Origin of the sequence: Rahnella sp. CG8 (assembly GCF_023701875.1) — a bacterium.
In the GTDB taxonomy this organism is placed as follows: Bacteria; Pseudomonadota; Gammaproteobacteria; order Enterobacterales; family Enterobacteriaceae; genus Rahnella; species Rahnella aceris.
Window position 1 is genome coordinate 130905 of the sequence record NZ_JABAED010000002.1, and the last position, 25858, is coordinate 156762.

Annotated in this window: 21 protein-coding genes and 1 pseudogene; 5 read left to right on the forward strand and 17 right to left on the reverse strand. The window is 49.0% G+C overall.

The window, feature by feature from the left end; translation table 11 throughout:
- The first annotated feature begins 72 nt into the window (after positions 1-72).
- Positions 73-852 (forward strand): envelope biogenesis factor ElyC, encoded by a 780-nt coding sequence (elyC, locus tag HGO41_RS02575; protein WP_013574845.1) that lies wholly within the window; start codon positions 73-75, stop codon positions 850-852.
- Position 853: 1 nt separating this feature from the next.
- Here elyC and HGO41_RS02580 read toward each other — a convergent pair whose 3' ends face one another.
- The 14 genes and pseudogenes from HGO41_RS02580 to serC form a co-directional block, all read right to left on the reverse strand.
- The gene (locus HGO41_RS02580; RefSeq protein WP_250980739.1) at positions 854-1747 is read right to left on the reverse strand and encodes a YcbJ family phosphotransferase; all 894 of its coding nucleotides are present in this window, start codon (positions 1745-1747) and stop codon (positions 854-856) included.
- Positions 1748-1942: 195 nt separating this feature from the next.
- Positions 1943-2701, reverse strand: coding sequence for a 3-deoxy-manno-octulosonate cytidylyltransferase (gene kdsB, locus HGO41_RS02585; RefSeq protein ID WP_013574843.1), 759 nt, complete (start codon positions 2699-2701; stop codon positions 1943-1945).
- Positions 2698-2880: a Trm112 family protein gene (locus HGO41_RS02590; protein WP_013574842.1), complete on the reverse strand. Its 183-nt coding sequence runs from the start codon at positions 2878-2880 to the stop codon at positions 2698-2700. Before HGO41_RS02590 ends, kdsB begins: the two co-directional genes overlap by 4 nt.
- 381 nt (positions 2881-3261) lie before the next feature.
- A complete protein-coding gene (locus HGO41_RS02595) occupies positions 3262-4485 on the reverse strand; it encodes a winged helix-turn-helix domain-containing protein (RefSeq protein WP_013574841.1) in 1224 nt (407 codons plus the stop codon).
- Between the two features lie 95 nt (positions 4486-4580).
- Positions 4581-4793: a cold-shock protein gene (locus HGO41_RS02600; protein WP_013574840.1), complete on the reverse strand. Its 213-nt coding sequence runs from the start codon at positions 4791-4793 to the stop codon at positions 4581-4583.
- Between the two features lie 261 nt (positions 4794-5054).
- Complete coding sequence (gene cspE / locus HGO41_RS02605; RefSeq protein WP_013574839.1) at positions 5055-5264, reverse strand: transcription antiterminator/RNA stability regulator CspE; 210 nt, start codon at positions 5262-5264, stop codon at positions 5055-5057.
- 349 nt (positions 5265-5613) lie between these two features.
- The gene (gene lpxK / locus HGO41_RS02610) at positions 5614-6603 is read right to left on the reverse strand and encodes a tetraacyldisaccharide 4'-kinase (RefSeq protein ID WP_217244256.1); all 990 of its coding nucleotides are present in this window, start codon (positions 6601-6603) and stop codon (positions 5614-5616) included.
- Entirely contained in the window at positions 6600-8348 is a 1749-nt protein-coding gene (gene msbA / locus HGO41_RS02615; protein WP_013574837.1) for a lipid A ABC transporter ATP-binding protein/permease MsbA, read from the reverse strand. Before msbA ends, lpxK begins: the two co-directional genes overlap by 4 nt.
- A 38-nt stretch (positions 8349-8386) precedes the next feature.
- The gene (locus HGO41_RS02620; protein WP_285427128.1) at positions 8387-10666 is read right to left on the reverse strand and encodes a ComEC family protein; all 2280 of its coding nucleotides are present in this window, start codon (positions 10664-10666) and stop codon (positions 8387-8389) included.
- Between the two features lie 238 nt (positions 10667-10904).
- A pseudogene (ihfB, locus tag HGO41_RS02625) lies at positions 10905-11192 on the reverse strand (integration host factor subunit beta); the annotation flags it as partial.
- Positions 11193-11249: 57 nt separating this feature from the next.
- Complete coding sequence (rpsA, locus tag HGO41_RS02630; RefSeq protein ID WP_015689619.1) at positions 11250-12923, reverse strand: 30S ribosomal protein S1; 1674 nt, start codon at positions 12921-12923, stop codon at positions 11250-11252.
- 156 nt (positions 12924-13079) lie between these two features.
- Positions 13080-13778 (reverse strand): (d)CMP kinase, encoded by a 699-nt coding sequence (cmk, locus tag HGO41_RS02635; RefSeq protein WP_153375073.1) that lies wholly within the window; start codon positions 13776-13778, stop codon positions 13080-13082.
- Positions 13779-13974: 196 nt separating this feature from the next.
- Complete coding sequence (aroA, locus tag HGO41_RS02640) at positions 13975-15258, reverse strand: 3-phosphoshikimate 1-carboxyvinyltransferase (RefSeq protein ID WP_217244307.1); 1284 nt, start codon at positions 15256-15258, stop codon at positions 13975-13977.
- A gap of 104 nt (positions 15259-15362) precedes the next feature.
- Positions 15363-16448: a 3-phosphoserine/phosphohydroxythreonine transaminase gene (gene serC / locus HGO41_RS02645; protein WP_037036024.1), complete on the reverse strand. Its 1086-nt coding sequence runs from the start codon at positions 16446-16448 to the stop codon at positions 15363-15365.
- Between the two features lie 325 nt (positions 16449-16773).
- Here serC and ycaO point away from each other — a divergent pair, with 325 nt between their 5' ends.
- From ycaO to pflA, 4 genes are all read left to right on the forward strand, one after another.
- Entirely contained in the window at positions 16774-18537 is a 1764-nt protein-coding gene (gene ycaO / locus HGO41_RS02650; protein ID WP_015689618.1) for a 30S ribosomal protein S12 methylthiotransferase accessory factor YcaO, read from the forward strand.
- Between the two features lie 498 nt (positions 18538-19035).
- On the forward strand, positions 19036-19893 hold the full coding sequence (gene focA, locus HGO41_RS02655) for a formate transporter FocA (protein WP_013574829.1): 858 nt from the start codon (positions 19036-19038) through the stop codon (positions 19891-19893).
- A gap of 75 nt (positions 19894-19968) precedes the next feature.
- Positions 19969-22251, forward strand: coding sequence for a formate C-acetyltransferase (gene pflB, locus HGO41_RS02660; RefSeq protein ID WP_095922617.1), 2283 nt, complete (start codon positions 19969-19971; stop codon positions 22249-22251).
- Positions 22252-22523: 272 nt separating this feature from the next.
- Positions 22524-23264 carry a pyruvate formate lyase 1-activating protein gene (gene pflA, locus HGO41_RS02665; RefSeq protein WP_015689580.1) on the forward strand — a complete coding sequence of 247 codons (741 nt, stop codon included), beginning with the start codon at positions 22524-22526 and terminating at the stop codon, positions 23262-23264.
- Between the two features lie 105 nt (positions 23265-23369).
- Here the strand turns inward: pflA and HGO41_RS02670 are convergent, their stop codons facing one another.
- The 3 genes from HGO41_RS02670 to dmsD form a co-directional block, all read right to left on the reverse strand.
- A complete protein-coding gene (locus tag HGO41_RS02670) occupies positions 23370-24515 on the reverse strand; it encodes an MFS transporter (RefSeq protein WP_013574786.1) in 1146 nt (381 codons plus the stop codon).
- Between the two features lie 133 nt (positions 24516-24648).
- Positions 24649-25221 (reverse strand): ferredoxin-type protein NapF, encoded by a 573-nt coding sequence (napF, locus tag HGO41_RS02675; protein ID WP_112151144.1) that lies wholly within the window; start codon positions 25219-25221, stop codon positions 24649-24651.
- Positions 25221-25829, reverse strand: a complete 609-nt coding sequence (gene dmsD / locus HGO41_RS02680) for a Tat proofreading chaperone DmsD (protein ID WP_112151145.1) — start codon at positions 25827-25829, stop codon at positions 25221-25223. Before dmsD ends, napF begins: the two co-directional genes overlap by 1 nt.
- Between the last annotated feature and the right edge of the window lie 29 nt (positions 25830-25858).

Genomic DNA, 25858 nt, shown 5'->3' on the forward strand with positions numbered 1-25858 from the left:
GCATAGAATAAATCATCCTGACGCGGATTCACGCCCGGATGTCGTTTTTTCACCCAAAAGGATCGGTTTCTGATGTTATTTATCCTAAAAAAGACGCTGGGGGGCCTGCTATTACCTCTGCCATTTATTCTGCTCTTCATGGCGATTGCACTGGTGTTGCTGTGGATGACCCGCTGGCAAAAAACCGGAAAAGTGTTTTTTTCACTGAGTTGGCTGCTTCTGTTGCTGCTCAGCTTGCAACCTGTTGCGGATAACCTGCTGCGTCCTATTGAATCGGTTTACCCCACTTACCAGGCCAGTGGCAATGTGCCGGTAAAATATGTTGTCGTACTGGGCGGCGGTTATACCTATAACCCGGCGTGGGCACCGAGTTCTAATCTCATCAATAACAGCCTTCCTCGCGTGGCCGAAGGGATCCGCATTTACCGGGCAAATCCCGGTTCAAAAATGATCTTCACCGGTGCGCGGGCCATGACCAACCCGATGAGCAGTGCTGCGGTCGCCGGGAAAGTTGCGGAGAGTTTAGGGGTGCCGGAGAGCGATATTATTCTGCTAGACAGGCCACGGGATACACATCAGGAAGCTTTGCAGGTTAAAGAAATGCTGGGAGAGCAGCCGTTTGTGCTGGTGACGTCGGCAAACCATCTGCCGCGGGCAATCATTTTCTTCCGGCAACTGGGACTGAACCCTATTCCGGCACCGGCGAATCAGCTTGCGATAGATTCCCCGCTCAATCCTTGGGAAAAAGCGTTGCCACAGGCACTGTTCTTGTCTCACAGCGAGCGGGCATGGTATGAAACGCTGGGGCGCGCATGGCAATGGATGACGCTGCCGGCACCCGCAGCGAAGTAACTCAGTTAAGCCACGGCAACAATTGTTGCCGTGCATAATCGAATTGCCGGCGATCGAGCTTACCGGTATGAATCAGATTCGCGACTGATTCCCACACCAGATACAACCAGCGCCGTGCGAGGAATGTTTCTGAAACAGGTGCTTTTTGCAGATAACTGAACAGCAATTGCTCGCTCATGCCTTTTTCCCACAACCTGAAAAGATCAAACTCCCTCGGCGCCCATAACACGGTGCCGGGATTAATCATTGCCAGCAGTTGATCGCTGCGAGGATCTTTGAGCATGCTGCGCAACGAGAGATTGCCGTGTACCAGTACCGGTGTATCGTCGAACTCTTCAAATAGCTTAGGAATGCAGGCACGGGAACGGAAAAGCAGCGTGCGGTCGTCAGGTGTGAGTTCGGATGCCTGTAAATTCGATAACGTTGCCCACAACACCTCCACCCGCTGCGGGTACCAGTTTTCCCAGCGATTTTCCTGCGTGCTGTCAACAGAACCGACGCAACCGTGGCTGTCAATCCGGTGCCACGCCAGCATCGCCTCGACAATTTGCTCCTGCAAGATTTGCCAGCGATCAGGGGTGCGTGTTGGCGCTTCCGCCGATACGCCGCGCAGACGTTCAATCAGCAATATTTCCTGATATGGTTTCTGATGCGTGGTGACCATGCCATAAACCGTCGGCACCCTCACCACGCCCTCCCGCGCCAGCATTGATAATTTATAAGCCTCCTGCCCGGCAATTCCCTGGCAAGTAAAACTCTTCGCCATCAATGGCATCGCGTAACCCTGCTCATCATAAAGGGAAAAAAGATGGGCATAAGGCTGCTCACTGACACATTCGAGGCGGGATAAACGCTCGCCCAGCACAATACTCAATTCGGCTTTTAGCTGTTCCATAACGTGTTCGCAGTGACGAATAAATTAACGTTTATGATGAAAGTTTCAGGAAAGGATTACCCCGTTTCAGATCAAACAAAAACCGGATAGTCGGGGCAGAAACAGGAAGGCAGTGCGCAAAACGAAAAGAGAACAGTGATGACAAAACGGAATGCCGGAACATTCCGCTTTTATGACTTTTTATACTCTGTGTGGTCAGGAATTTTTATGCCCCAAAATCACGCGCACACGTTCCAGATCCTCAGCGGTATCGACACCCACAGAAGGAATGGCCTTCGCTACATCAACGTGGATTTTTTCACCGTACCACAGCACCCGGAGTTGTTCGAGTAATTCGATGTGCTCAAGTTTAGTCGGTTCCCACTTCACATACTGGCGAATGAAACCAGCACGGTATGCATAAATACCGATGTGACGAAGGAAGACATCACCAACCGTTTCTTTCGACACGGCAAAACGTTCACGTTCCCACGGAATTGTAGCGCGGGAAAAATACATGGCGTAACCTTTGGCATCCCGAACCACTTTGACCGCATTCGGGTTAAACGCTTCTTCCGCTGTTTCAATTGGCACTGCCAGTGTTGCCATTCCTGCTTCACTGTTTGCCAGATTATCAGCCACCTGACGGATGATAACAGGCGGGATCAGCGGCTCGTCGCCCTGAACATTAACGATAATTTCATCATCGGAAAACTGACATAAATCGATGACTTCTGCCAGACGCTCAGTGCCTGACTGATGATCAGGTCGGGTAAGACAAACTTCACCACCCGCAGCTTCAACCGCCGCCACAACGTCAGGATGGTCTGTCGCAACAATTACACGTTTAGCACCCGACTCCCGTGCACGTTCCATCACATGCACAACCATAGGTTTACCGTTGATATCGGCCAACGGCTTCCCCGGCAAACGGCTTGACCCGAAGCGGGCCGGGATAATAGCAACAAAACTCATGGGTGTGTCTCATCAACAGAAAGCGGGCGGGCCTCGTTTTCTAATAAAACAGGGATACCCTCACGCACGGGATAAGCCAGGCTGTCTGCCTTACACACTAATTCCTGCGACTCTTTATTAAAGTAAAGCTTCCCGTTACATACAGGGCACGCAACGATTTCAAGCAAACGGTGGTCCATAAATTCCTCCCGGAGGCGAATACACCGCATTTTCAGCAAGGTGTAACGTAAAAAAGCATTGGAAACACAACATAGCGGTTCAGGAGAATAACATAACGCCGCACCCCGCGTTAATCCTCACTCATCCTCCGATACGGCTTCAAAGAAGTTACATTTCTGTAAATAAAAAATATCTCCTGAGGAGCATTGCGCTGCCGATTTCGTGGGAGTACAATTTTTTTGTGATGCACGTCACACTAAACACCTTCAATATGAGCACTAAAAATGAAAACCATTAACAAAATCATCGCAATGTTCGCTAACTTCAGCCACTAAGCTGGATGCCACCTGCAATCATCGTGAAATAACGGCTGCCTGATGCAGCCGTTTCATTTTGTGACATTAAATCTGCCAGTCTCTTTCCCAAAACACCGTTAACGTTTCAGGTACTTTCACGGTTTTGACTTTTTCAGCTCCCTGCCACTGTGCAAACCGGCTGATTGCTCCGTGTATATCTTTTGCACGTCGTGAAGACATCGTCACATCGGGCTCGAGATGGAGGCTTTTCACTTCCAGTAGTTTTTCTTTGCGATGCATTTTTGCATCCACCCGACCAATCAGTTCACCCCGCTGCAGTATGGGTAGCGTGAAATAGCCGTACTGGCGTTTTGCTTCCGGCGTATAGCATTCGATCCGGTATTCAAAATTAAACAACATTGAGGCGCGTTTACGATCCCATACCACGGGATCAAAAGGTGAAAGCAGCGTGGTGACCGTTGAACCGATCCGTGATTCAGTGGCTTGTTGCAGAAGGGGAAACTGTTTCCGGTGGACATAGTAAATATCTTCAAGCCCGGCCACTTCGACCGGTGTAATTTCCTCATCCATCAGTAATTGTGCAATCACAGCCTTGGTATTCACCCGCCTGAGGCGATAATAGTCCGCCAGCCATTCCGGTCTAAAGATGCCAAGATATTGCGCCGAGCGCCGCAGCATCTGATATTCCGCTGCAGACTGTTCAAGAGTCTGGCTCGCATCGTCCCAGCCAGGCATTACCCGTTCAGCAAGGTCGTAAACCCGGTGGAAATTACGCCGTTCAGACACCATCAGTTTCCCGGAAGTAAACAATGTTTCCAGGTGCTTTTTATGAGGCTTCCAGTCCCACCAGCCGCTGGCAGACTTTTTATCTGTACTGAAATCGGCCGAACGCACAGGGCCATTTTCAGCAATGTGTCCCAGCAGTGCCTCAATATCCGTCTGATGTTCATCAAACCAGGTCTGAGAAAATTTCCACCCCATCCCCTGAGGATTGAGCATCCGGTGGCGCAGGAGTCCGTAATCTTCACTGGGAATAAAACAAGCCTCATGCGCCCAGTACTCGAATATTTTTCCTGCCGGGAGGGCTTGTTCCAGCCATTGAGGGTCGTAATTACCTAAGCGGCTGAACAACACCAGATAAGGACTCCGCGCAACCACGCTTATCGTGTCAATTTGCAGCAATCCCATATCACGGATCGCCTGAACGACATCCGTAGCAACAGGCTTTCGGGTCACAGGTTTAAGAAGATTTTGCGCAGATAGGTGCAGGGTGCGGGCTGAAGCAAGAGATATAACCGGGTGAGACATATCGGTATCCGTGGCAGCAATTTAACTGTGGATACCGATAGCATATTTTTACCGGAGCGTAAAATTCAACTCAACGGTGAACAACAAAACCGGACTCAGAAAGCAATAACATCAGCCGCGGAAGGGCCATGTGTTACGCTGCGGTAAGTGGTGAACTCCACCTTCTGACCGGCACTCAGAGATTTATTCCCTGTATTGGCGATGGAAGTACGCTGAACATAAATTTCAGAAGAACCATCAAGCGGGCAAATAAAACCGTAGCCTTTAGCCTGATTATACCATTTAACTAAACCCATTTTTAACATCATAATTTCTATCCTTTCTTTTGGGCATCCATGAACACACTTTTTTATTATTGTTCGGATGCGTTTGCCCATTGCTAAGTTATTTTTTTATAAAAAACCTCTAATGAGCGAATTAGTTTTAACGACTACTTTTACAACTTTCATGACGTCTTATAAACGCCGTATTTACCTTTTCAGGTATGTAAAACCCGCCATCCGGCGGGTTTTACTCTGCTGACATGATTAGCGATTAACGTTGTTTCATATCATCACGTTTGTCTCTTATCAGAGTGCAATAACGTTAGCAGCAGCAGGACCACGCGGGCTATCCTGAATGGTGTATTCTACACGCTGGCCTTCGGCCAGAGTTTTGAAACCATCGGTTGCGATTGCAGAGAAATGTACGAATACATCCTTACCGCCATCAGCCTGCTCAATAAAACCAAAACCTTTGCTTTCATTGAACCACTTAACCTGACCATTTTTCTTCGACATATTTAAAACCTTTTACAAAATATAAAATCCTGCCATTCGGCAATACTAGCCAATAGTTCAGACAATTACTTATGGGGAGGACTTAGAAGGTTCGTCTTGGAAGCGGAATCATCGGGAAAGAGATAACGTCTGGGAGGAACTGCTTTACTCTACACTCATACATAAATAGCGCTGCAACACAGGCTGCAAGCATTTACTCATAAGTGCAGAGCAATAGCAAGTCACGTTGCGCAATTATTCTGACGTTAAACATTAACGGTGAATATTAGTCTTTAAAATCAGGGAGATTGAAACTTTAGATTTACGTAAATTTTTATCAGAGGCGCGAAAACGGTCTGTTTTTGCTGTATCAATGCATCTTTTGCAAAATAAGCTCAGCTATTCTTTGGAGCAGTTTCTCAGCCTGGTCACCCTCGATTTTGGCGTCAACCGGTAAATACCACCAGTCTGGCTGAGCAAAAGAACGACATTTTACTGCATCCTTTTCAGTCATCAGAAGGACCTGTCCTGGTGCCTTCACAGCTGACAGTTGTCCGGAGGTGTAAGCCTGATGATCCGAAAAAGCGACTTCCTTTTGTACATTTATCCCTAGCTGTTTCAACGTGGAAAAGAAACGCGGTGGATGCCCGATGCCGGCAATCGCAACCACATTTTTCAATGCAGAAGCATCACACTGTTCACCTGTGACCAAATTTATCGCTTTGCCAGGTTGCAAGAACATCGCTAACTCACCAGGACGGGCTGTGCCCCCATTGGTAATAACCGCATCCACTGAACGCAAACGAGATTCTCTTTCACGCATAGGTCCTGCAGGTAACCAGTGACCATTACCAAAACGGCGGACTCCGTCGATCACAACAATTTCGATATCACGCTGAAGTGCATAATGCTGTAATCCGTCATCCGTGATGATAACGTCTAACTCATTTCCATCAAGTAATGCTTTCACCGCATCAGAGCGAACCGGAGACACCGCAACCGGTGCCCCGGTTCTCTGAAATATTAGCACTGGCTCATCACCTGCCTGCGTGGTGGGCGTCGCCTCCGTCAGCAATAAGGGATAGTGCTCAGCCCTGCCACCATAACCGCGCGAAACGACTCCAACACGAAAACCATGCTGCTGGAGTGTTTCAACCAGCCAGATCACCACCGGCGTTTTACCATTACCTCCGGCAGTCAGATTTCCGACCACCACGACAGGCACCGAAGCCCGCCAGCTTTTTTTAAGCCCCGTTTTATAGCTGTAACGGATCAAAGTTGAAACTAACCCGTACAACCATGAAAGAGGCAGGAGTAACAGATATAGCGGTGATTTCCCTGACCAGATGCGCTCAATCATTGGCCAAACTGCATCCGGTACAGCTGTGAGTAAACACCACGCTCTTCGAGCAGGCTCGTATGTGAACCACGTTCCACTACGCAACCATCTTCAATGACCAGAATCTCATCGGCCTTTTCAATAGTGGATAAACGGTGTGCGATCACCAGGGATGTGCGGTTTTTCTGTAGTTCGTCGAGTGCAGCCTGAATAGCACGCTCAGATTCAGTATCAAGGGCAGATGTCGCTTCATCAAGGATCAGAACCGGCGAGTCACGCAGCAAGGCACGCGCAATTGCGATACGCTGACGCTGGCCACCGGAGAGCAGAACGCCATTTTCACCAATGACCGTATCCAGCCCTTGATCCATTTTGCTGATAAAGTCCATCGCGTAAGCCATCGTCGCCGCTTTTTCGATTTCTTCGCGGGAGTACATATCCGTACGGGCGTAAGCGATGTTATTGGCAATGGTATCATTGAACAGGTGGACGTTCTGAGAAACGAGTGCCACCTGATCACGTAATGACGACAGGGTATATTCCCGCAGATCATGACCATCCATCAGGATATTACCTTCCTGAATGTCATAGAAACGGGTCAGCAAATTCGCGATAGTCGATTTACCGGAACCTGAGCGGCCAACCAGTGCAACAGTTTTACCCTCCGGCAGGTTGAAGGAAATATCACGCAAAGCAGGAATATCGCGTCCCGGATAAGTGAAGGTCACGTTTTTGAATTCGACATTTCCGTTAACGCGTTTGACTTCCAGTTTCCCTTCGTCTTTTTCCTGTTCCATATCCAGGATTGAGAACAGCGTCTGACAAGCGGCCATACCGCGCTGGAACTGGGAGTTCACGTTAGTCAGGGACTTCAGCGGACGCATCAGGGCAATCATAGAAGAGAACACAACGGTGATAGTACCCGCGCTGAGCGTTTCCATCACGGACGGGAAGCTTGCCGCATACAACACGAATGCCAATGCCAGAGAGGCGATCAACTGAATAATCGGGTCTGAAATTGAAGAAGCGGAAACCATACGCATACCTTGCTGGCGCATACGGTTACTCACTTTATCAAAACGCGCGGTTTCAACTTTCTGGCCACCGAAGATCAACACTTCTTTATGACCTTTGAGCATCTGTTCCGCGCTGGTCGTCACCTGTCCCATGGTGTTTTGCATTGTTTTACTGATATTACGGAAGCGTTTAGACACCACACGGATAACAACAGAAACAATCGGCGCAATTACTAACAGGATTACAGAAAGCTGCCAGCTGTAATAGAACATCATGACAAACAGACCAATGATTGACGCACCTTCACGTACGACGGTCACGAGCGCACTGGATGATGAAGACGCCACCTGCTCGGAATCATAGGTGATACGGGAAAGTAAGGTACCGGTAGATTGCTGGTCAAAGAATGCTACGGGCATTCTCATCATGTGACCAAACAGACGACGACGCATATGCATCACCACTTTGCCCGAAACCCATGAAATGCAGTAACTCGAAATGTAGCCACTGACCCCACGCACAACCATCAGACCGATAACGACCAATGGCATCCAGAGTAGGATCGAGCGGTCAGCTTTACCAAAACCGTCATCCAACAGAGGCTTCAGCAAAGACAGCATGAAAGTATCACTGGCAGCGTTTGCGACCAGCGCAATAGCCGCAGCGATCAGCCCGGCTTTAAAAGGTGTGATCATCGGCCAAAGGCGACGAAATGTCTGCCATGTGGAGAGATCTTTATCGTTCATCATGCAATATCAACCAGCATCGAAAGAAATAGCGGTCTATTCTACTCATTATCTGTAGATACTCCAAACTGGCGGTGATACCAACGGGGGATTAATTGCTCACGTAAGCCTTTAATTGTCCAATAATCATCAAAAACGAAGAGGCTGAGTTGACCCGATTCAGACGTTGAATGCCAGTCATAGTGCGCTTTGTTGTATCTGCTAACAACTTTATGTGCCGGCAGATGCCATTTATTAAAACGGGATGCGGACGCCAGTGCGATAACCGGCTTAACTGCCCGCAAAAATGGAGGTGTCGATGACGTATTGCTGCCATGATGAGGAACCTGAAGTACAGTGGCTTGCAGTTCGCTCCGCCACTTCCTGACTAACGCTTTTTCTGTTTCAGTTTCAATATCTCCGGTCAGGAGCAAACTGAATGAACCGTCATCAATGCGGATAACGCAGCTGTCGTTATTCCCTGCATCCTCTGACATTTTATCCGGCCACAAAACGTTAAAATCCAGCCCCTGCCAGCGCCATTGCTCGCCTGCTATGCATTTCAGATGATGCTGATCCGACAAAGCACTTTCACGTACGCTGGCTGCAGGATAACGGTTTTGTAACGGGGCCAAACCGCCCCGGTGATCCATGTCATTATGACTGATAATTATCTGTTCCAGCTGAATATTCTTCCAATTTAAATAAGGGATAATATTTTGTTCAGCGGCTGAGCCCCCTTCCCAACGGTTGCCGGTATCATAAAGAATGCCCCGGCCGTTTTTGCTGATAAGAACAGACAAGCCATGTCCGATATCAAGCATATCAACCCGCCAGCGCTCCGATGGATTTCTGTTCAGCCAGACAGAAGAGATCGCAAAAAGAGACAGCAACAGTGAAAGGCAATATCTCAACGGGCAAATCCGCCAGCACAGAAGCACCAGCCATCCCATCAGGCTCACGGCCAGAAATGACTCACCCAATGGGATCCAACCGTCCGGTAATGCTTTTACCCCCCACAAAGCCAATCTCAATGTGGCATCCGCCAGTTGCCAAAGCAGAGCTTGTGCGTTATCCATCAATGCGCAGGGCGCGGCGTTCGTCAACAAGGCCAGTAATACCAGCGGGACTGTGATCAATGAAACAACCGGAACTGCCCACATATTGGCCGGAAACGAGAAAACGTTTATGCCGTGGAAAATCCAGACCTGTAAGGGCAACAGAAGAAGTGTCATTCCCACCTGCAGATGCCCCCAGCGAAACAATGCCCAATACCATGCCTGCTGAAACATTGCAGGAAGAGGCACCCACTGGAACCAGAAAACCAGAGCCCCCACCGCGAAGCATGACAACCAGAAGCTGTCGGACAATAAATTCATAGGGTCGACCAGCAGAAGCATAGCCACCACCCAAAGCCATATCTGGCACGGATGACAGCGGACACGGAACAGACGCAGCAGGATCCACATCAACACCGCAAACGCTGCACGCAGCGCAGGTGCATTACCTCCGGAAAGCCAGGTATAGAACAGCAGAAAAACGCCGCTCACGAATAACGGAAATCGGTAGTCAATCAGTTTTACCGGCAGCAGATACTGCAATCCACGCGCCAGCCACCATCCAAATAACGCCGCAATTCCAATATGTAGGCCTGATATCGCCACCAGATGCGCGATGCCAGTCTGTTGTAACAGTAGCTTATCTGCAGCCTGTATTAATCCTTTTTCGCCAAAAGCCAGTGCAATCAGTACAGGCGTATTTTCCATCGGTGGCATCTTCTGCTGCAACCGCTGAATAAATTGCTGACGAAGCGAACTTCTGGCATCTAATAGCTGCCTGTTACGGACAGTTGCTGTCAGAGGTGCATGCTGAGCCAACGCCCAACGCTGGGCATCAAATCCGCCTTCATTCAGCAAGCTGTGGACGGGCCGCATACTGACGATCATATCCCAGCGCTGGCCCGCTAACAGTTCTCCCTCTGTCTTGTCCCATTTAGTGCGGAACATGACCGGCGGGAAAATTATTTTTCCTTCTGCTTTTTCTATTTTGAAGAGTACAGAAGAGGTACTGGTGCTCCCGAGATTAATACTCTCTACCACGGCGATAACATGACGCTTTGTGCCCTGAAGCGCTGAAATCTGATCGAGCTGAATACCGCCCTGAAACGAGGCCCAACTGAAACTCAGCAGGCCGATCGCTATCAGGCTGAATATTTTGTGATGAAATCTGAAGCAGCATGAGGCGCAAAGACACAGCGTGACCAGATGAATAGCCGAAGGAAGTTGGGAAAAAATAAGCAGTGGCAACATCCCTGCAATAACCGCTAAAGCAGCCTCGTCCAGTGAAATTTTGATGTTTTACTCCCTTCACGTTCATCAGACATGTTTTCGTGCCGGAGTATGATTTTCATGCAAAGAAGGAGCAACCAGGAAAGCAAAACGCTGCGTGACGTTACGCAAAAATTTTATGATCGCAACTGAAAGAGGGGGAACTTATTCGTCATAAAGCAAAAAAAACGGCACCCCGAGAGGTGCCGCTTTACGTTCGCTATAGGCAGACATTTACGTTCAGGCGAAAGCCTCAGCCGTAAATATTCGCGCGATCACGCAACTCTTTCCCTGGCTTAAAGTGAGGAACGTACTTGCCGTCCAGCTCGACTTTATCGCCAGTTTTAGGGTTGCGCCCAACACGCGGAGCACGGTAGTGAAGAGAAAAACTGCCAAACCCACGGATTTCGATGCGTTCACCATCAGCCAAGGTTGCAGCCATATGCTCAAGCATCTCTTTCACTGCATCCTCAACAGCTTTCGCCGGGATATGAGAGTGCTGGCCAGCAAGTCTTTCAATAAGTTCAGACTTGGTCATAGTACCTCCAAGCTTTGCAGCTAAACTACCGTTTCGGGGCGACTGAGCCGCCCCCCGTCATTACTCGCCTTTTGCCGCTTTGAACGCTTCAGCCATAGCACTAGAGAAGTTGCTTTCGTCTGGTTTGTTGTTAACAACAGCGATTGCATCTTTCTCGTCTGCTTCGTCCTTAGCACGGACGGACAGGCTTACTACGCGGTTCTTACGATCAACACCGGTGAATTTAGCTTCTACTTCATCACCAACGCTCAGAACCAGAGTTGCGTCTTCAATACGGTCGCGAGAAGCTTCTGAAGCGCGCAGGTAACCTTCTACGCCGCCAGCTAATTCAACTGTAGCACCTTTGGCGTCAACTGCTGTAACTTTACCAGTAACAATAGTACCTTTCTTGTTAACAGACAGGTAGTTATTGAATGGATCTTCAGCCAGTTGCTTCACGCCCAGGGAGATACGTTCACGTTCTGCATCAACTTGCAGAACCACAGCTGCGATTTCGTCGCCTTTTTTGTATTCACGTACTGCTTCTTCGCCTGCAACGTTCCAGGAGATGTCAGACAGGTGAACCAGGCCGTCGATGCCGCCGTCCAGACCAATGAAGATACCGAAGTCAGTGATTGACTTGATTTTACCTTCAACGCGGTCGTTCTTGTTGTGGGTTTCTGCGAATTGCTGCCATGGGTTGTTTTTGCATTGTTTCAGGCCCAGGGAGATACGACGACGTTCTTCGTCAATATCCAGAACCATAACTTCAACAACATCGCCCACGTTAACAACTTTAGATGGGTGGATGTTTTTGTTAGTCCAATCCATTTCAGAAACGTGAACCAGACCTTCAACGCCTTCTTCGATTTCTACGAAGCAGCCGTAATCAGTCAGGTTGGTAACGCGACCAGTCAGTTTAGTACCTTCTGGGTAACGTTTAGCGATAGCGACCCAAGGATCTTCGCCCAGTTGTTTCAGACCCAGTGATACACGGGTACGCTCACGGTCAAATTTAAGAACTTTAACAGTGATTTCATCGCCAACATTAACGATTTCGCTTGGGTGTTTAACACGTTTCCAAGCCATGTCAGTGATGTGCAGCAGGCCGTCAACACCGCCCAGATCAACGAATGCACCGTAGTCAGTGAGGTTCTTAACGATACCTTTAACTTCCATGCCTTCCTGCAGGTTTTCCAGCAGTTGATCGCGCTCTGCGCTGTTCTCAGACTCAATTACTGCACGACGGGAAACAACAACGTTGTTGCGTTTCTGGTCCAGTTTGATGACTTTGAACTCAAGATCTTTGCCTTCGAGATGCAGCGTGTCGCGAACAGGACGAACGTCTACCAGTGAGCCTGGCAGGAACGCACGAATACCGTTCAGCTCAACAGTGAAACCGCCTTTAACTTTACCGTTGATAACACCGGTAACAGTTGCAGATTCTTCGTAAGCTTTTTCCAGCGTGATCCAAGCTTCATGACGTTTAGCTTTTTCACGGGACAGCAGAGTTTCACCGAAGCCGTCTTCAACAGCGTCCAGCGCAACATCAACTTCGTCGCCAACCTGGATTTCCAGTTCGCCCTGTGCGTTTTTGAATTGTTCTGCCGGGATTGCAGACTCAGATTTCAGACCGGCGTCAACCAGTACGATATCTTTGTCGATAGACACAACAACACCACGAACGATGGAACCAGGACGGGTTTCGATTGTTTTTAAGGATTCTTCAAAGAGTTGAGCAAAAGATTCAGTCATGTTGATAATCTTTAGGTTCTTAAGTTTAACGTCCATCTGGCTTCCTGCTGGATGGGGTTGTTTCAAATGCCCCGCTACAGATCCTTGCGGCGAGGTTAAAAAAAACTATAGCCAAAACTGGCACTGAATATTCTTCAGCACCAGAGTGAGGCTCGATTACCGGGTTTGTTTTTGCGGCAATCCTAGAATTTCTGTGGCATAAGCCAGTGCTTTTTCGATGACTTCGTCGATGGACATGCTGGTTGAATCCAGCAACAACGCATCGGAAGCAGCCACTAGAGGCGCGACGGGCCTGTTACGATCACGGTCATCGCGCTCTTTGATCTCGGCTAAAAGCCGTTCAAAGTTAACACTAAAGCCTTTTTCCTGCAACTGTAGCATTCTTCTGTTTGCACGTTCTTCCGAACTGGCATCCAGAAATATCTTCACCGGTGCATCAGGGAAAACCACCGTCCCCATGTCACGACCATCGGCAATCAGGCCCGGTGCATCACGGAATGCGCGCTGCCGGCGCAATAATGCTTCACGAACGCGGGGAAATGCCGCCGCCTGAGACGCAGTATTGCCTACCGTTTCGGTGCGGATTTCATGGGTAACATCCTCACCTTCTAAAATAACGTGCAACTGCCCATCCTGAGCCACAAAACGAACGTCGAGATGTGCGGCAAGCGGAACTAGCGCCTCTTCTGAGACAATATCAACCTGGTGATGCAAAGCCGCCAGCGCCAAAACGCGGTAAATCGCGCCGGAATCCAACAGATGCCAGTTAAAGGCTTCGGCCAACGCTTTACACAACGTACCTTTACCTGCACCACTTGGCCCATCAACGGTGATTACCGGGACTAAAGCCGTCATTTTTGTCTCCTTTCGGTGGGGTATGCCCGCTTCATTAGCCTCACAGGACTAATTCAGGAGCGGCATTATACGCTGCCTTCACTGCAACTGTTACCCCACATTTTTCAGTTGGCTAAAAAGCGGACGGTTCTGAGCCTGAAAACAAAAAAACGGACATCAGGGATGTCCGTTCATACACGGGCAACCAAGTGAAAAACTATGCCAGTGTGCTGATTGCCGCCAGACGGTCAAAATAGTCCGGGAACGTTTTTGCGGTACACTTCGGATCAAGAATGGTCACCGGCGTATCGGATAACGCCACCAGCGAGAAACACATCGCCATGCGGTGATCATTATAGGTGCCAATCTCGGCAAATTTCAGCGATTGAGGCGGATCAATACGAATGTAATCTTCGCCCTCTTCCACTGTTGCGCCGACTTTACGCAGCTCAGTCGCCATCGCCGTCAGGCGATCGGTCTCTTTAACACGCCAGTTGTAAATATTACGCAACGTTGTCGGGCCTTCAGCAAACAAGGCAGCGGTAGCAATGGTCATTGCTGCATCAGGAATATGGTTCATGTCCATGTCAATGCCGTTCAGTTCACCGCGGGTACATTCGATATAATCATCAGCCCAGTGAATAGTAGCACCCATTTTTTCCAGCACGTCTGCAAAACGAATATCACCCTGCATGCTGTTTTTGCCGATTCCGGTCACACGAACCGTACCGCCCTTGATCGCCGCAGCGGCCAGGAAATAGGATGCTGAAGAGGCATCACCTTCGACCAGATATGCCCCCGGAGACACATAATGCTGACGTCCTTTGATGCTAAATCTCTGGTACTTGTGGTTTTCCACTTCAATACCAAAGGTTTTCATCAGGTTCAGCGTGATATCGATATAAGGTTTGGAAACCAGATCACCTTTAATCTGAATGGTTGTATCGTTATCTGCCAGCGGAGCTGTCATCAATAACGCTGTCAGAAACTGGCTGGAAACACTGCCATCAACACTGACGTCACCGCCACTAAATCCACCACGCAGGCGCAAAGGCGGATAGTTTTCCTGCTCCAGATAATCAATCTGCGCACCGCCCTGACGAAGCGCATCAACCAGATGCCCGATCGGGCGCTCTTTCATGCGCGGCTCTCCGGTCAGTACAACATCCTGTTCGCCCAGGCATAATGCTGCCGCCAGCGGACGCATTGCGGTTCCGGCATTCCCAAGAAACAGTTCCAGACCTTTAGCATTGGAAAAAGCCGCGCCCAGACCATCGATTTCACACTCGGTGCGGGATGCAGATAAACGATGCGTGACACCCAGTTGAGTGAGTGCTGTCAACATATGACGCACATCATCGCTGTCGAGCAGGTTAGTCAGGCGGGTAGTACCCTGTGCAAAAGCAGCCAGTAAAAGTGCGCGGTTAGAAACACTTTTTGAGCCAGGTAAATTGATGCTGCCGTTAACCAGCGCAACGGGTTGTAATGTCAGGGATTCCACTCTTTCTCCAATTCTTCTTTTCATAAAATGACCCCGGACATTGCGCCGGGGTCATTTTTAAGGCTTCTCAATGAAGCATTCTGCGAGCCTGAAAGCCAGCACACTTAACCGTGACGTTTTTCGAACTCCGCCATAAAGTCGGTCAGGGCTTTTACGCCTTCAATCGGCATTGCATTATAAATAGATGCGCGCATACCGCCAGCCACGCGGTGGCCTTTTAGTGCATGCAGACCGGCTTCCTGTGCCTGATCAAGGAACAGTTTATCCAGCGAGGCATCTGCCATCTGGAAAGGAACGTTCATCCACGAACGGTTGGCCGCCACCACAGGGTTACGATAGAAGCCGGTGCGATCGATTGCGCCATACAAAAGTTCGGCTTTTGCACGATTGCGCTTTTCCATTTCGCGCAGACCGCCCTGCTCTTTCAGCCACTTGAATACCATACCTGACAGATACCATGCAAAGGTCGGCGGGGTATTGAACATAGAGTCGTTCTCAGCCAGCACGGTATAATCGAGGATAGAAGGCAATTCAGTGCGCGCTTTGCCCAGCAGATCATCACGAACGATAACCAGGGTCAGACCCGCAGGACCGATATTTTTCTGCGCGCCAGCATAAATCACCCCAAAACGGCTGACGTCAATCGGGCGGGAAAGAATGCAGGATGAATAATCTGCTACCACGATTTTGTCGCCAAAATCAGGCATTTCATCAATAGCGATACCATCGATAGTTTCATTCGGGCAATAATGAACGTAGGCAGAATCTGCACTCAGTTTCCATTCGCTCATCGGCAGAATGCCACGCTTACCATCAATCGTAGTGGTGACATCAATCACGTTTGGCGTGCAATATTTCTGGGCTTCTTTAACTGCGCTGTGTGCCCAATAGCCACCATCAATATAATCAGCGGAGGATTTTTCACCCAAAAGGTTCATTGGCACAGCAGCAAATTGCGCACGGGCGCCGCCATGGCAGAACAGCACTTTATAGTTCGAGGGAATATTGAGCAGGTCACGGATATCCTTTTCGGATTCTTCAGCAACCTGGATAAATTCCTTACTACGGTGACTGATTTCCATCACCGATGTACCCAGTCCGTGCCAGTTACAAAGTTCCTGTTCCGCACGACGCAATACTTCAGCCGGGATCATTGCCGGACCTGCACTAAAATTATAAACCTGAGTCATTTCCCCTCACCACTTCTCTGAGACAGTCACATAGTAGTCACTAATTTAACGGTTTTATCATCCGAGACAAGCAGTCTGCAACGGTTATTGATGACGACCTGATAAACAGCGATGAGATGTTGATCACAAGGTTCATTCCTCCTTTTAACCCTGATTTTTCGGAATAATATGTGTAAGTACCGTCAAATTTCACACGGTATAACAGCGTGTTCAAACTCAAGCCTTTGACTTCACACAGCGATTACATTCTTAACACGAATACATGGAGCTAATGTGCAAAACCCCGTATCATTGCACGTTTTTAGCACGCTCAAAAGTGAACTCAATGACCCAAACTTTTATTCCTGGTAAAGACGCGGCGCTGGAAGACTCCATTTCCCGCTTCCAACAAAAACTCACCGATCTCGGCTTTAATATCGAAGAAGCTTCGTGGCTGAATCCGGTTCCCCACGTCTGGTCAGTGCACATTCGCGATCGCGACTGCCCGCTGTGCTTCACCAACGGTAAAGGTGCCAGCAAGAAAGCCGCACTGGCATCTGCTTTGGGTGAATATTTTGAGCGCCTGTCGACTAACTATTTCTTCGCTGATTTCTATCTGGGCAAAGAAATCGCTAATGGTGATTTCGTTCATTATCCGAATGAGAAGTGGTTCCCGCTTCCGGAAGACGACAGTCTGCCCGCCGGGATCCTGGATGAACGCCTGCACGCATTTTATGATGCCGATAAAGAACTGGTTGCCCGTGATCTGATCGACCTGCAATCAGGCAATCCTGATCGTGGTATCTGCGCTCTGCCATTTACCCGTCAGTCCGATCTGCAAACCGTCTATATTCCGATGAATATCATCGGCAACCTGTACGTTTCCAACGGGATGTCCGCGGGTAACACCGCCAATGAAGCGCGGGTTCAGGGGTTATCAGAAGTCTTCGAGCGTTATGTCAAAAACCGCATCATTGCAGAATCTATCAGCCTGCCTGAAATCCCCTCTGACGTTCTGGCACGCTATCCTGGGGTGGTGGAAGCCATCGCCAAACTGGAAGAAGAAGGTTTCCCTATTCTTTCTTATGACGCCTCGCTGGGCGGCAATTATCCGGTTATTTGCGTGGTTCTGTTCAACCCGGCGAACGGCACCTGTTTCGCGTCCTTTGGTGCACACCCTGATTTTGGCGTCGCACTGGAACGTACCGTGACTGAACTGTTGCAAGGCCGCAGTCTGAAAGACCTGGATGTCTTCACGGCGCCTACTTTTGACGACGAAGAAGTGGCTGAACACGCTAACCTTGAAACCCATTTCATCGACTCAAGCGGTCTGATTTCCTGGGATATGTTCAAACAAGACGCAGACTATCCGTTTGCAGACTGGAGTTTCAGCGGTACCACTGAAGAAGAGTTTGCGACACTGATGGCTATCTTCGATAAAGAAGATGCTGAAGTGTATATCGCCGATTACGAACATCTGGATGTATACGCCTGCCGCATTATCGTTCCGGGCATGTCTGACATTTATCCTGCCGAAGATTTATTGCTGGCGAATAACAGCATGGGCGCGCATCTGCGTGATCAGTTGCTGGCGTTGCCGGGCAGCGATCTGCCAAAAGAAACCTATCTTGAGATGATCACTCAACTCGACGATGAAGGTCTGGATGACTTTACCCGCGTTCGCGAACTGCTGGGGATCGCCAGCGGCAAAGACAACGGCTGGTACACGCTGCGTGTCGGTGAGCTGAAATCTATGCTGGCTCTTGCCGGTGGTGATTTGGATCAGGCGCTGACCTGGGCTGAATGGGCGCATGAGTTCAATTCCTCGGTGTACAGCGATGAGCGCAACAACTATTACCGTTGCCTGCAAACCCTGCTCCAGTTGTCTCTGGAAGAAGATCGCGAGCCAGCCCAGTACTACAATGCTTTTGTAAAAATGTATGGTCAGAAAGCAGTTGAGGATGCTTCGGCGGCCATCAGTGGAGAAGTCCGTTTCCACAGTCTGTTTGCAGTCGACCCTGAGCTGAAAGCCTTGCCAGCCCATCAGGCGCTGCTTGGTGCATACGAAAAGCTGCAAGTCGCCAAACGTCGTCACTGGTCGAAAGCCTGATTCACTGACACTTTGAAGCGATTAAAACCGACGGGATTTCCTGTCGGTTTTTTTGTTTATAAATTCGCTATCAGTTCACTATAAATCCTAAGCTTCTGCTGCTGTATTTGTCCGCAAAAGTTTGACTCGACCATCAAAATGACGTGTAATTCCGCGCGAAATAATACCCGCTTGTCATTTTTGCGAGAAAAATATAGCAATTATTTTATAAGTTAATTGAAAGTGAAATTTATAAAATCAAAATAACGATATTTATTAACACTGAATCCTTTGTATTAACTGAAATCTGAAAATAAACGCTTGCTTTCTCAACTTTATTTGCAAAAATTAAAATCTTTTTATTCGTTTATTTTCAATTAATTACCCATAAAACCACCCCTTTAGCAGTCCATTAAAAACCACCAAAAACCCCCTCATATGATCCACGTCAATTTTTACGTTATACTGCTTTGCTAGTATCTCGTTGCGCAGTGCATAGCCCTGAATAAGAGAGTTAATGTGAAAGCTGACAACCCCTTCGATCTCATTTTACCCGCCGCGACAGCGAAAATTGCTGAAGATGCTGGCGTTTATAAAGCCACCAAACAGCCGTTAAAAACATTCTTTTTAGCCATTACTGCTGGCGTCTTTATTTCTATTGCTTTTGCTTTTTATATCACCGCCACTACAGGCACCGGTACCGTCCCTTATGGCCTTGCAAAACTGGTTGGGGGCATCTGCTTCTCTCTGGGTCTTATGCTGGTTGTCGTATGTGGTGCGGACCTGTTCACGTCCACTGTACTTATCGTCATTGCGAAAGCCAGCGGTCGAATCACCTGGGGGCAATTGGCGTGCAACTGGGTCAATGTCTATATTGGTAACCTGGTCGGCTGCTTATTCTTTGTGGCTCTGATTTGGTTCTCCGGTGAATACATGGTTGATAACGGTTTGTGGGGACTGAACGTTCTGCAAACTGCTGATCATAAAATGCATCACACATTTATCGAAGCCGTATGTCTGGGGATCCTCGCAAATCTGATGGTTTGCCTGGCGGTATGGATGAGTTACTCCGGCCGCAGTCTGATGGATAAAATGTTCGCTATGATTTTACCGGTCGGCATGTTTGTCGCCAGCGGCTTTGAACACAGCATTGCTAACATGTTCATGATCCCTTTAGGCATCGTAGTGAAAAATTTTGCGACACCAGAATTCTGGCAGGCTGTCGGGGCAACACCGGCACAATTCGCAGAGCTGAATATCCCTAACTTTATCATAGACAATCTCATCCCTGTGACCATCGGTAACATCATTGGGGGTGGTTTGCTGGTAGGGTTAACGTACTGGGTCATATATCTTCGCGATGAGAAACACCACTGAAACAATGTGGCAGTCTTGTTACGACAGTTTTACACGTGATTTTTAAAGAAATCCAAATTAGAAGGTAGGTGCAAAATGTCCAAGCTCAATGAAAAATTGACCAACGCATGGCAGGGTTTTAGTGCTGGTGAATGGCAGAATGGCGTAAACGTCCGTGATTTCATTCAGAAGAACTACACACCGTATGAAGGTGATGAGTCCTTCCTGGCTGGCGCTACCCAAGCGACAACCACCCTGTGGGATAAAGTAATGGATGGTATCAAACTGGAGAACCGTACCAAGGCTCCAGTAGATTTCGATACCGACGTTGCCTCTACCATCACTTCGCACGATGCCGGCTACATCAACAAATCATTGGAAACTATCGTTGGTCTGCAGACTGACGCGCCATTGAAACGTGCCCTGATCCCATTCGGCGGCATCAAAATGGTGGAAGGTTCATGTAAAGTTTATGGCCGTGAACTGGATCCGGCACTGAAAAAAGTCTTCACTGATTATCGCAAAACCCACAACCAGGGCGTTTTCGATGTTTACACTAAAGACATCCTGAACTGCCGTAAATCCGGTGTTCTGACCGGTTTGCCAGATGCCTATGGCCGTGGCCGTATCATCGGTGACTACCGTCGCGTTGCACTGTACGGCATCGACTTCCTGATGGCCGACAAATACGCACAATTCCAGTCTCTGCAAGACGATCTGGAAAACGGCGTAAATCTGGAAATGACCATCCAGCTGCGTGAAGAAATCTCAGAACAACACCGTGCTCTGGGTCAGATTAAAGAAATGGCGGCTAAATATGGCTGCGATATCTCTGGTCCTGCGACCAATGCACAAGAAGCGGTACAGTGGACTTACTTCGGCTACCTGGCTGCAGTTAAATCTCAGAACGGCGCTGCAATGTCCTTCGGCCGCGTATCTACCTTCCTTGACGTGTTCATCGAACGTGATATCAAAGCTGGCAAACTGAACGAAGAACAAGCTCAGGAACTGATTGACCACCTGGTCATGAAACTACGTATGGTACGTTTCCTGCGTACACCGGAATATGATGAATTGTTCTCAGGTGACCCAATCTGGGCGACTGAATCCCTGGCAGGTATGGGCGTTGATGGCCGTACTCTGGTCACCAAAAGCAGCTTCCGCTTCCTGAATACCCTGTACACCATGGGGCCTTCACCAGAGCCGAATATGACCATTCTGTGGTCTGAAAAGCTGCCAATGAACTTCAAAAAGTACGCAGCAAAAGTGTCTATCGATACCTCATCTGTACAGTATGAGAACGATGACCTGATGCGTCCTGACTTCAACAACGATGACTATGCTATCGCGTGTTGTGTGAGCCCAATGGTTGTGGGTAAACAAATGCAGTTCTTCGGCGCTCGTGCAAACCTGGCGAAAACCATGTTGTACGCAATCAACGGCGGCGTTGATGAAAAAATGAAAATCCAGGTTGGCCCTAAAGAAGCGCCAATGATGGATGAAGTGCTGACCTATGACAAAGTCATGGATCGCATGGATCACTTCATGGACTGGTTGGCTAAACAGTACGTGACTGCGCTGAACATCATTCACTACATGCATGACAAATACAGCTACGAAGCATCGCTGATGGCTCTGCATGACCGTGACGTTTATCGCACCATGGCATGTGGTATCGCAGGTCTGTCAGTTGCTGCCGACTCCCTGTCCGCTATCAAATATGCAAAAGTGAGCACCATCCGTGACGAAGACGGCCTGGCTGTAGACTTCAAAATTGAAGGCGAATACCCACAGTTCGGTAACAACGATTCTCGTGTAGATGACATCGCTTGTGACCTGGTAGAACGTTTCATGAAGAAAATTCAGAAACTGCGTACCTACCGTGGCGCTGTGGCTACTCAGTCTGTTCTGACCATCACCTCTAACGTGGTTTATGGTAAGAAAACCGGTAACACCCCGGACGGTCGTCGCGCTGGTGCTCCATTTGGTCCAGGTGCTAACCCAATGCACGGTCGTGACCAGAAAGGTGCGGTTGCCTCTCTGACTTCCGTTGCTAAACTGCCGTTTGCTTACGCGAAAGATGGTATTTCTTATACCTTCTCTATCGTTCCAAATGCGCTGGGTAAAGACGATGATGTGCGTAAAGCCAACCTCGCGGGTCTGATGGATGGTTACTTCCACCACGAAGCGTCCATCGAAGGTGGTCAACACCTGAACGTGAACGTGATGAACCGTGAAATGCTGTTAGACGCGATGGAACATCCTGAAAACTATCCTCAGCTGACCATCCGTGTTTCTGGTTACGCAGTGCGTTTCAACTCACTGACTAAAGAACAGCAACAAGACGTTATTACCCGTACTTTCACCAAGTCCCTGTAATAATTCAGCCTTGTAATCTGGTCTGATATAAAAGGCTCCACAACGTGGAGCCTTTGTTTCATCCCTCCCTGCCCAGCACTGTCTGTACGACAGTCTGTTTTGCCAGAGCGCTATACGTTGTGGACCTCTGGCAAAGCAGTACCGCCATTGCTGACAATCAACCTTATTGATTGTCTGGTATCATAAACCTGTGGTTTCCAGTTTATCTCTGCCAGGCCAGCACCCGCACATGTAGACTGCTATTCATTGGTCAATATGGAGAATAACCCGCAATGTCAGTTCAAGGTCGCATCCACTCATATGAATCCTGTGGCACCGTTGACGGCCCAGGTATCCGTTTCATTGTTTTCTTCCAGGGTTGCCTGATGCGTTGCATGTATTGCCACAACCGCGATACCTGGGATACACATGGCGGAAAAGAGATCAATGTTGATGATTTAATGAAAGAAGTCGTGACGTATCGTCACTTCATGAATGCTTCCGGCGGTGGTGTAACAGCCTCTGGTGGCGAAGCCATTCTTCAGGCAGAGTTTGTGCGTGACTGGTTCCGCGCCTGCCAGAAAGAAGGGATCAACACTTGCCTGGATACCAACGGTTTTGTCCGCCGTTATGATCCGGTGATCGACGAATTATTGGATGTCTCTGATCTGGTCATGCTTGATCTCAAGCAGATGAATGATGACATTCACCAGAATCTGGTGGGCGTGTCCAACCACCGCACTCTGGACTTTGCCCGCTATCTGGCAAAACGTAATCAGCGCACCTGGATCCGTTATGTCGTGGTGCCGGGCTGGTCTGATGATGATGACTCCGCGCATAAGCTGGGTGAGTTCACCAAAGATATGACTAACATCGAGAAGATCGAACTGCTGCCATACCATGAGTTGGGCAAACATAAATGGACGGCAATGGGTGAGAAATACGGTCTGGATGGCGTAAATCCGCCCACCAAAGAGATCATGGAAAGAGTGAAAAATATTCTTGCCAGTTACGGGCATAAAGTTATTTATTAACAGCCTGAGATGTTCATAAAAAAGACGCCAAATGGCGTCTTTTTTGCTTTATGGCTCAGAACATACCCAAAATCATTGGGATTGCAGCTTTAATTATGAAAAGGATTAGGCAGTCGCTACAGGATTATGCGTATGATCCGCTTTGCGCATCAGCATCACCAGATACACCAGCGAGACCACTGCAATCATCACGAACAACAGACGATCGGAATAACTCTGCATTAGCATCGCGGTCATTGTCGGCCCGGCGAGGCTGCCGATGGTGTAACTCATCAGTAATGCCTGGTTCATCGCCACCAGTTCCTCTGCGTTGACTTTTTCGCAAGCCCAGGACATGGCGACCGGATACAGCGTGAAACCAGCACAACCCAGAATGAACAGCGTCGGAGCCATCGCATAACCACTGAGCATCGCAATGCAGCCAAGGATAACGGCGAAGATCTGAATGCGCAGAACCATCAGACGGCCATAACGGTCAGCCAAACGCCCTACCGGCCATTGCCCGATAATCCCGGCGCTGACCAGCAATGCCATCCAGTAACCTACATCTGCATCGCTCATTCCCTGATGCGTCAGGAACAAAGGCATCAGGCCGTATAAAGATCCCAGAACGATGCCGGAAATAATACAGCCGTTAATCCCCAGCCGTGCATTACGGCGTCTGAACATCGGCATTACCGCATGACGCGGCTGCCCGCTTTCCTGGTTCTCAATATGCGTTAATAACAATGGCAGCATTGCAATGACAATCAGCGCTGTCACCCACGGCAGTACACTTAAAATTGCCGTCGGCACCGTACCCACCAGAAGCTGCCCAACCACCGTGCCGATGTAATACATGATCATATACGCTGCCAGTAACTGGCCGCGGTTTCTGACGGTTCCGCTGCGTAGCAACGCACTTTCCACCACCACCCAGATCAATGCGCAGCCGATGCCTGCAACGAATCGCGCCGTCACCCAACTCCAGAAACTTATTGAAAGTGCCAGACCTGCGGTCGCGACAGCAAACAGGATGCAGGAAAGGTAGTAACTGCGGTTAAAACCAACACGTTTAATCAGTCCGCCCGCAAGCAAAGTACCCAGCAGATTACCGGTAAAATAAGACGAACTGACGAGTCCGACCTGCCAGGTTGGAAGTTGCTCATGACTGAGCCACAAAGGGACCAATGTGTTTAAAACGGCGATAGAAATCGTCAACAACAGAAGTCCGCACAGGAGCAGAGAAACAGGACGGGAATAGGCGGACATAGGGCGGTGATGACCACAAAGAGGAAGAAATTGCGCGCATCATGCCACCGGCGGTTTAAAAGTCAATCTGGCAAAAATTGACCTGAGCACAAAGTGGAGAAGAATGATTGAAAACACTAATCAAGCTTAATGATTAAGATGAATGACACTTTAAAGACAGGTTAATATCACCATGATAACAAACAAGTTTGCATTTCCCGCAGCCATTACATTTTGCGTCATCAACAGAAGGTTGATTCTGTTGATTAAAAAATATTGCCGTGCGCGGACAGGCAATTTCGCACATTCGGCACAAGTCATCCAACCGTCCCAGACACTGGGACAAAATAACCGGACGCAAACCAGTATCCATTGGCACACACTGATCCAGCGCCTCTCTTTCGCAAGCCTGCGTACAAGCACCGCAAAAGTCACATTCAGCATAATCGATAGCCAGCGAAGCCTTTCCTCCCTGGATGCTTATAATGCCGACCGGGCACGCCTGTGCGCAACGTCCGCATCCATCACATTGTTGCTGAAACACCGGTTCGGCAATGGCCTGAGGCGGACGGGCAATCACGCGCGCCAGCAAGTTCGCAGAAGGCTGTGCCGCCTGTTCAATTGCCTGTTTGCCCGGTGACAGCAAGCCGCGGAATAACCCACGGCGGCTGACCGTTCTGCTGCTCATCCAGGCACGATAGTATCTGGCGTCGCGGGAATCGCTCATCAGAAATACAGATCCACGACGGGCGCTTCCAGACTACGTTGTTGTTTCCAGCCCTGTAGTGTGGATTCTGCCAGTACGGCCACTCCGAGATAAAACGGGTGTTCTGCTTTCTGACGGAGTAATTCGAAATAGCGTCCGGCCCACGGCAATAAATGCTCTGTCAGAAATTCATCCAGCAAAGAAGGTGAATTCTCGGCTAACCATGCAGACATCATCAGCAGCAAACCGATGTGATCTTCAGGCTCTGCCTGCTCCAGATGGGGTTCAATACCGTTTTCACGCATCCACTGGCGCAATGCCAGCGTTGAATCGCCAAACAGCACTGATTCTTTGTCCAGATACACCGAGCCCCAAGGTGGCGCGGGTAACGAATAAGGGCCGATAAAAAGACGCTGATACGCGTCATCCAGACTTTCAGACGCGGCCGTAATCTGGCTGAATGTTTCTCCCGCCTGAGTTTTAGCCTCGTCACTCGCACATGGCCATGACTCGGTCCAGACGCTGCTTTCAAGTAACGTAATTAAGACGCTAACTTCAGGAGAGCTCGGCGGATAAAACAGCATCGCGCCTAATACTTTACCGGTTAAACTAATTGATTCTGCTGACATAATTAACTCATTTTGCAGAGGCACATCCT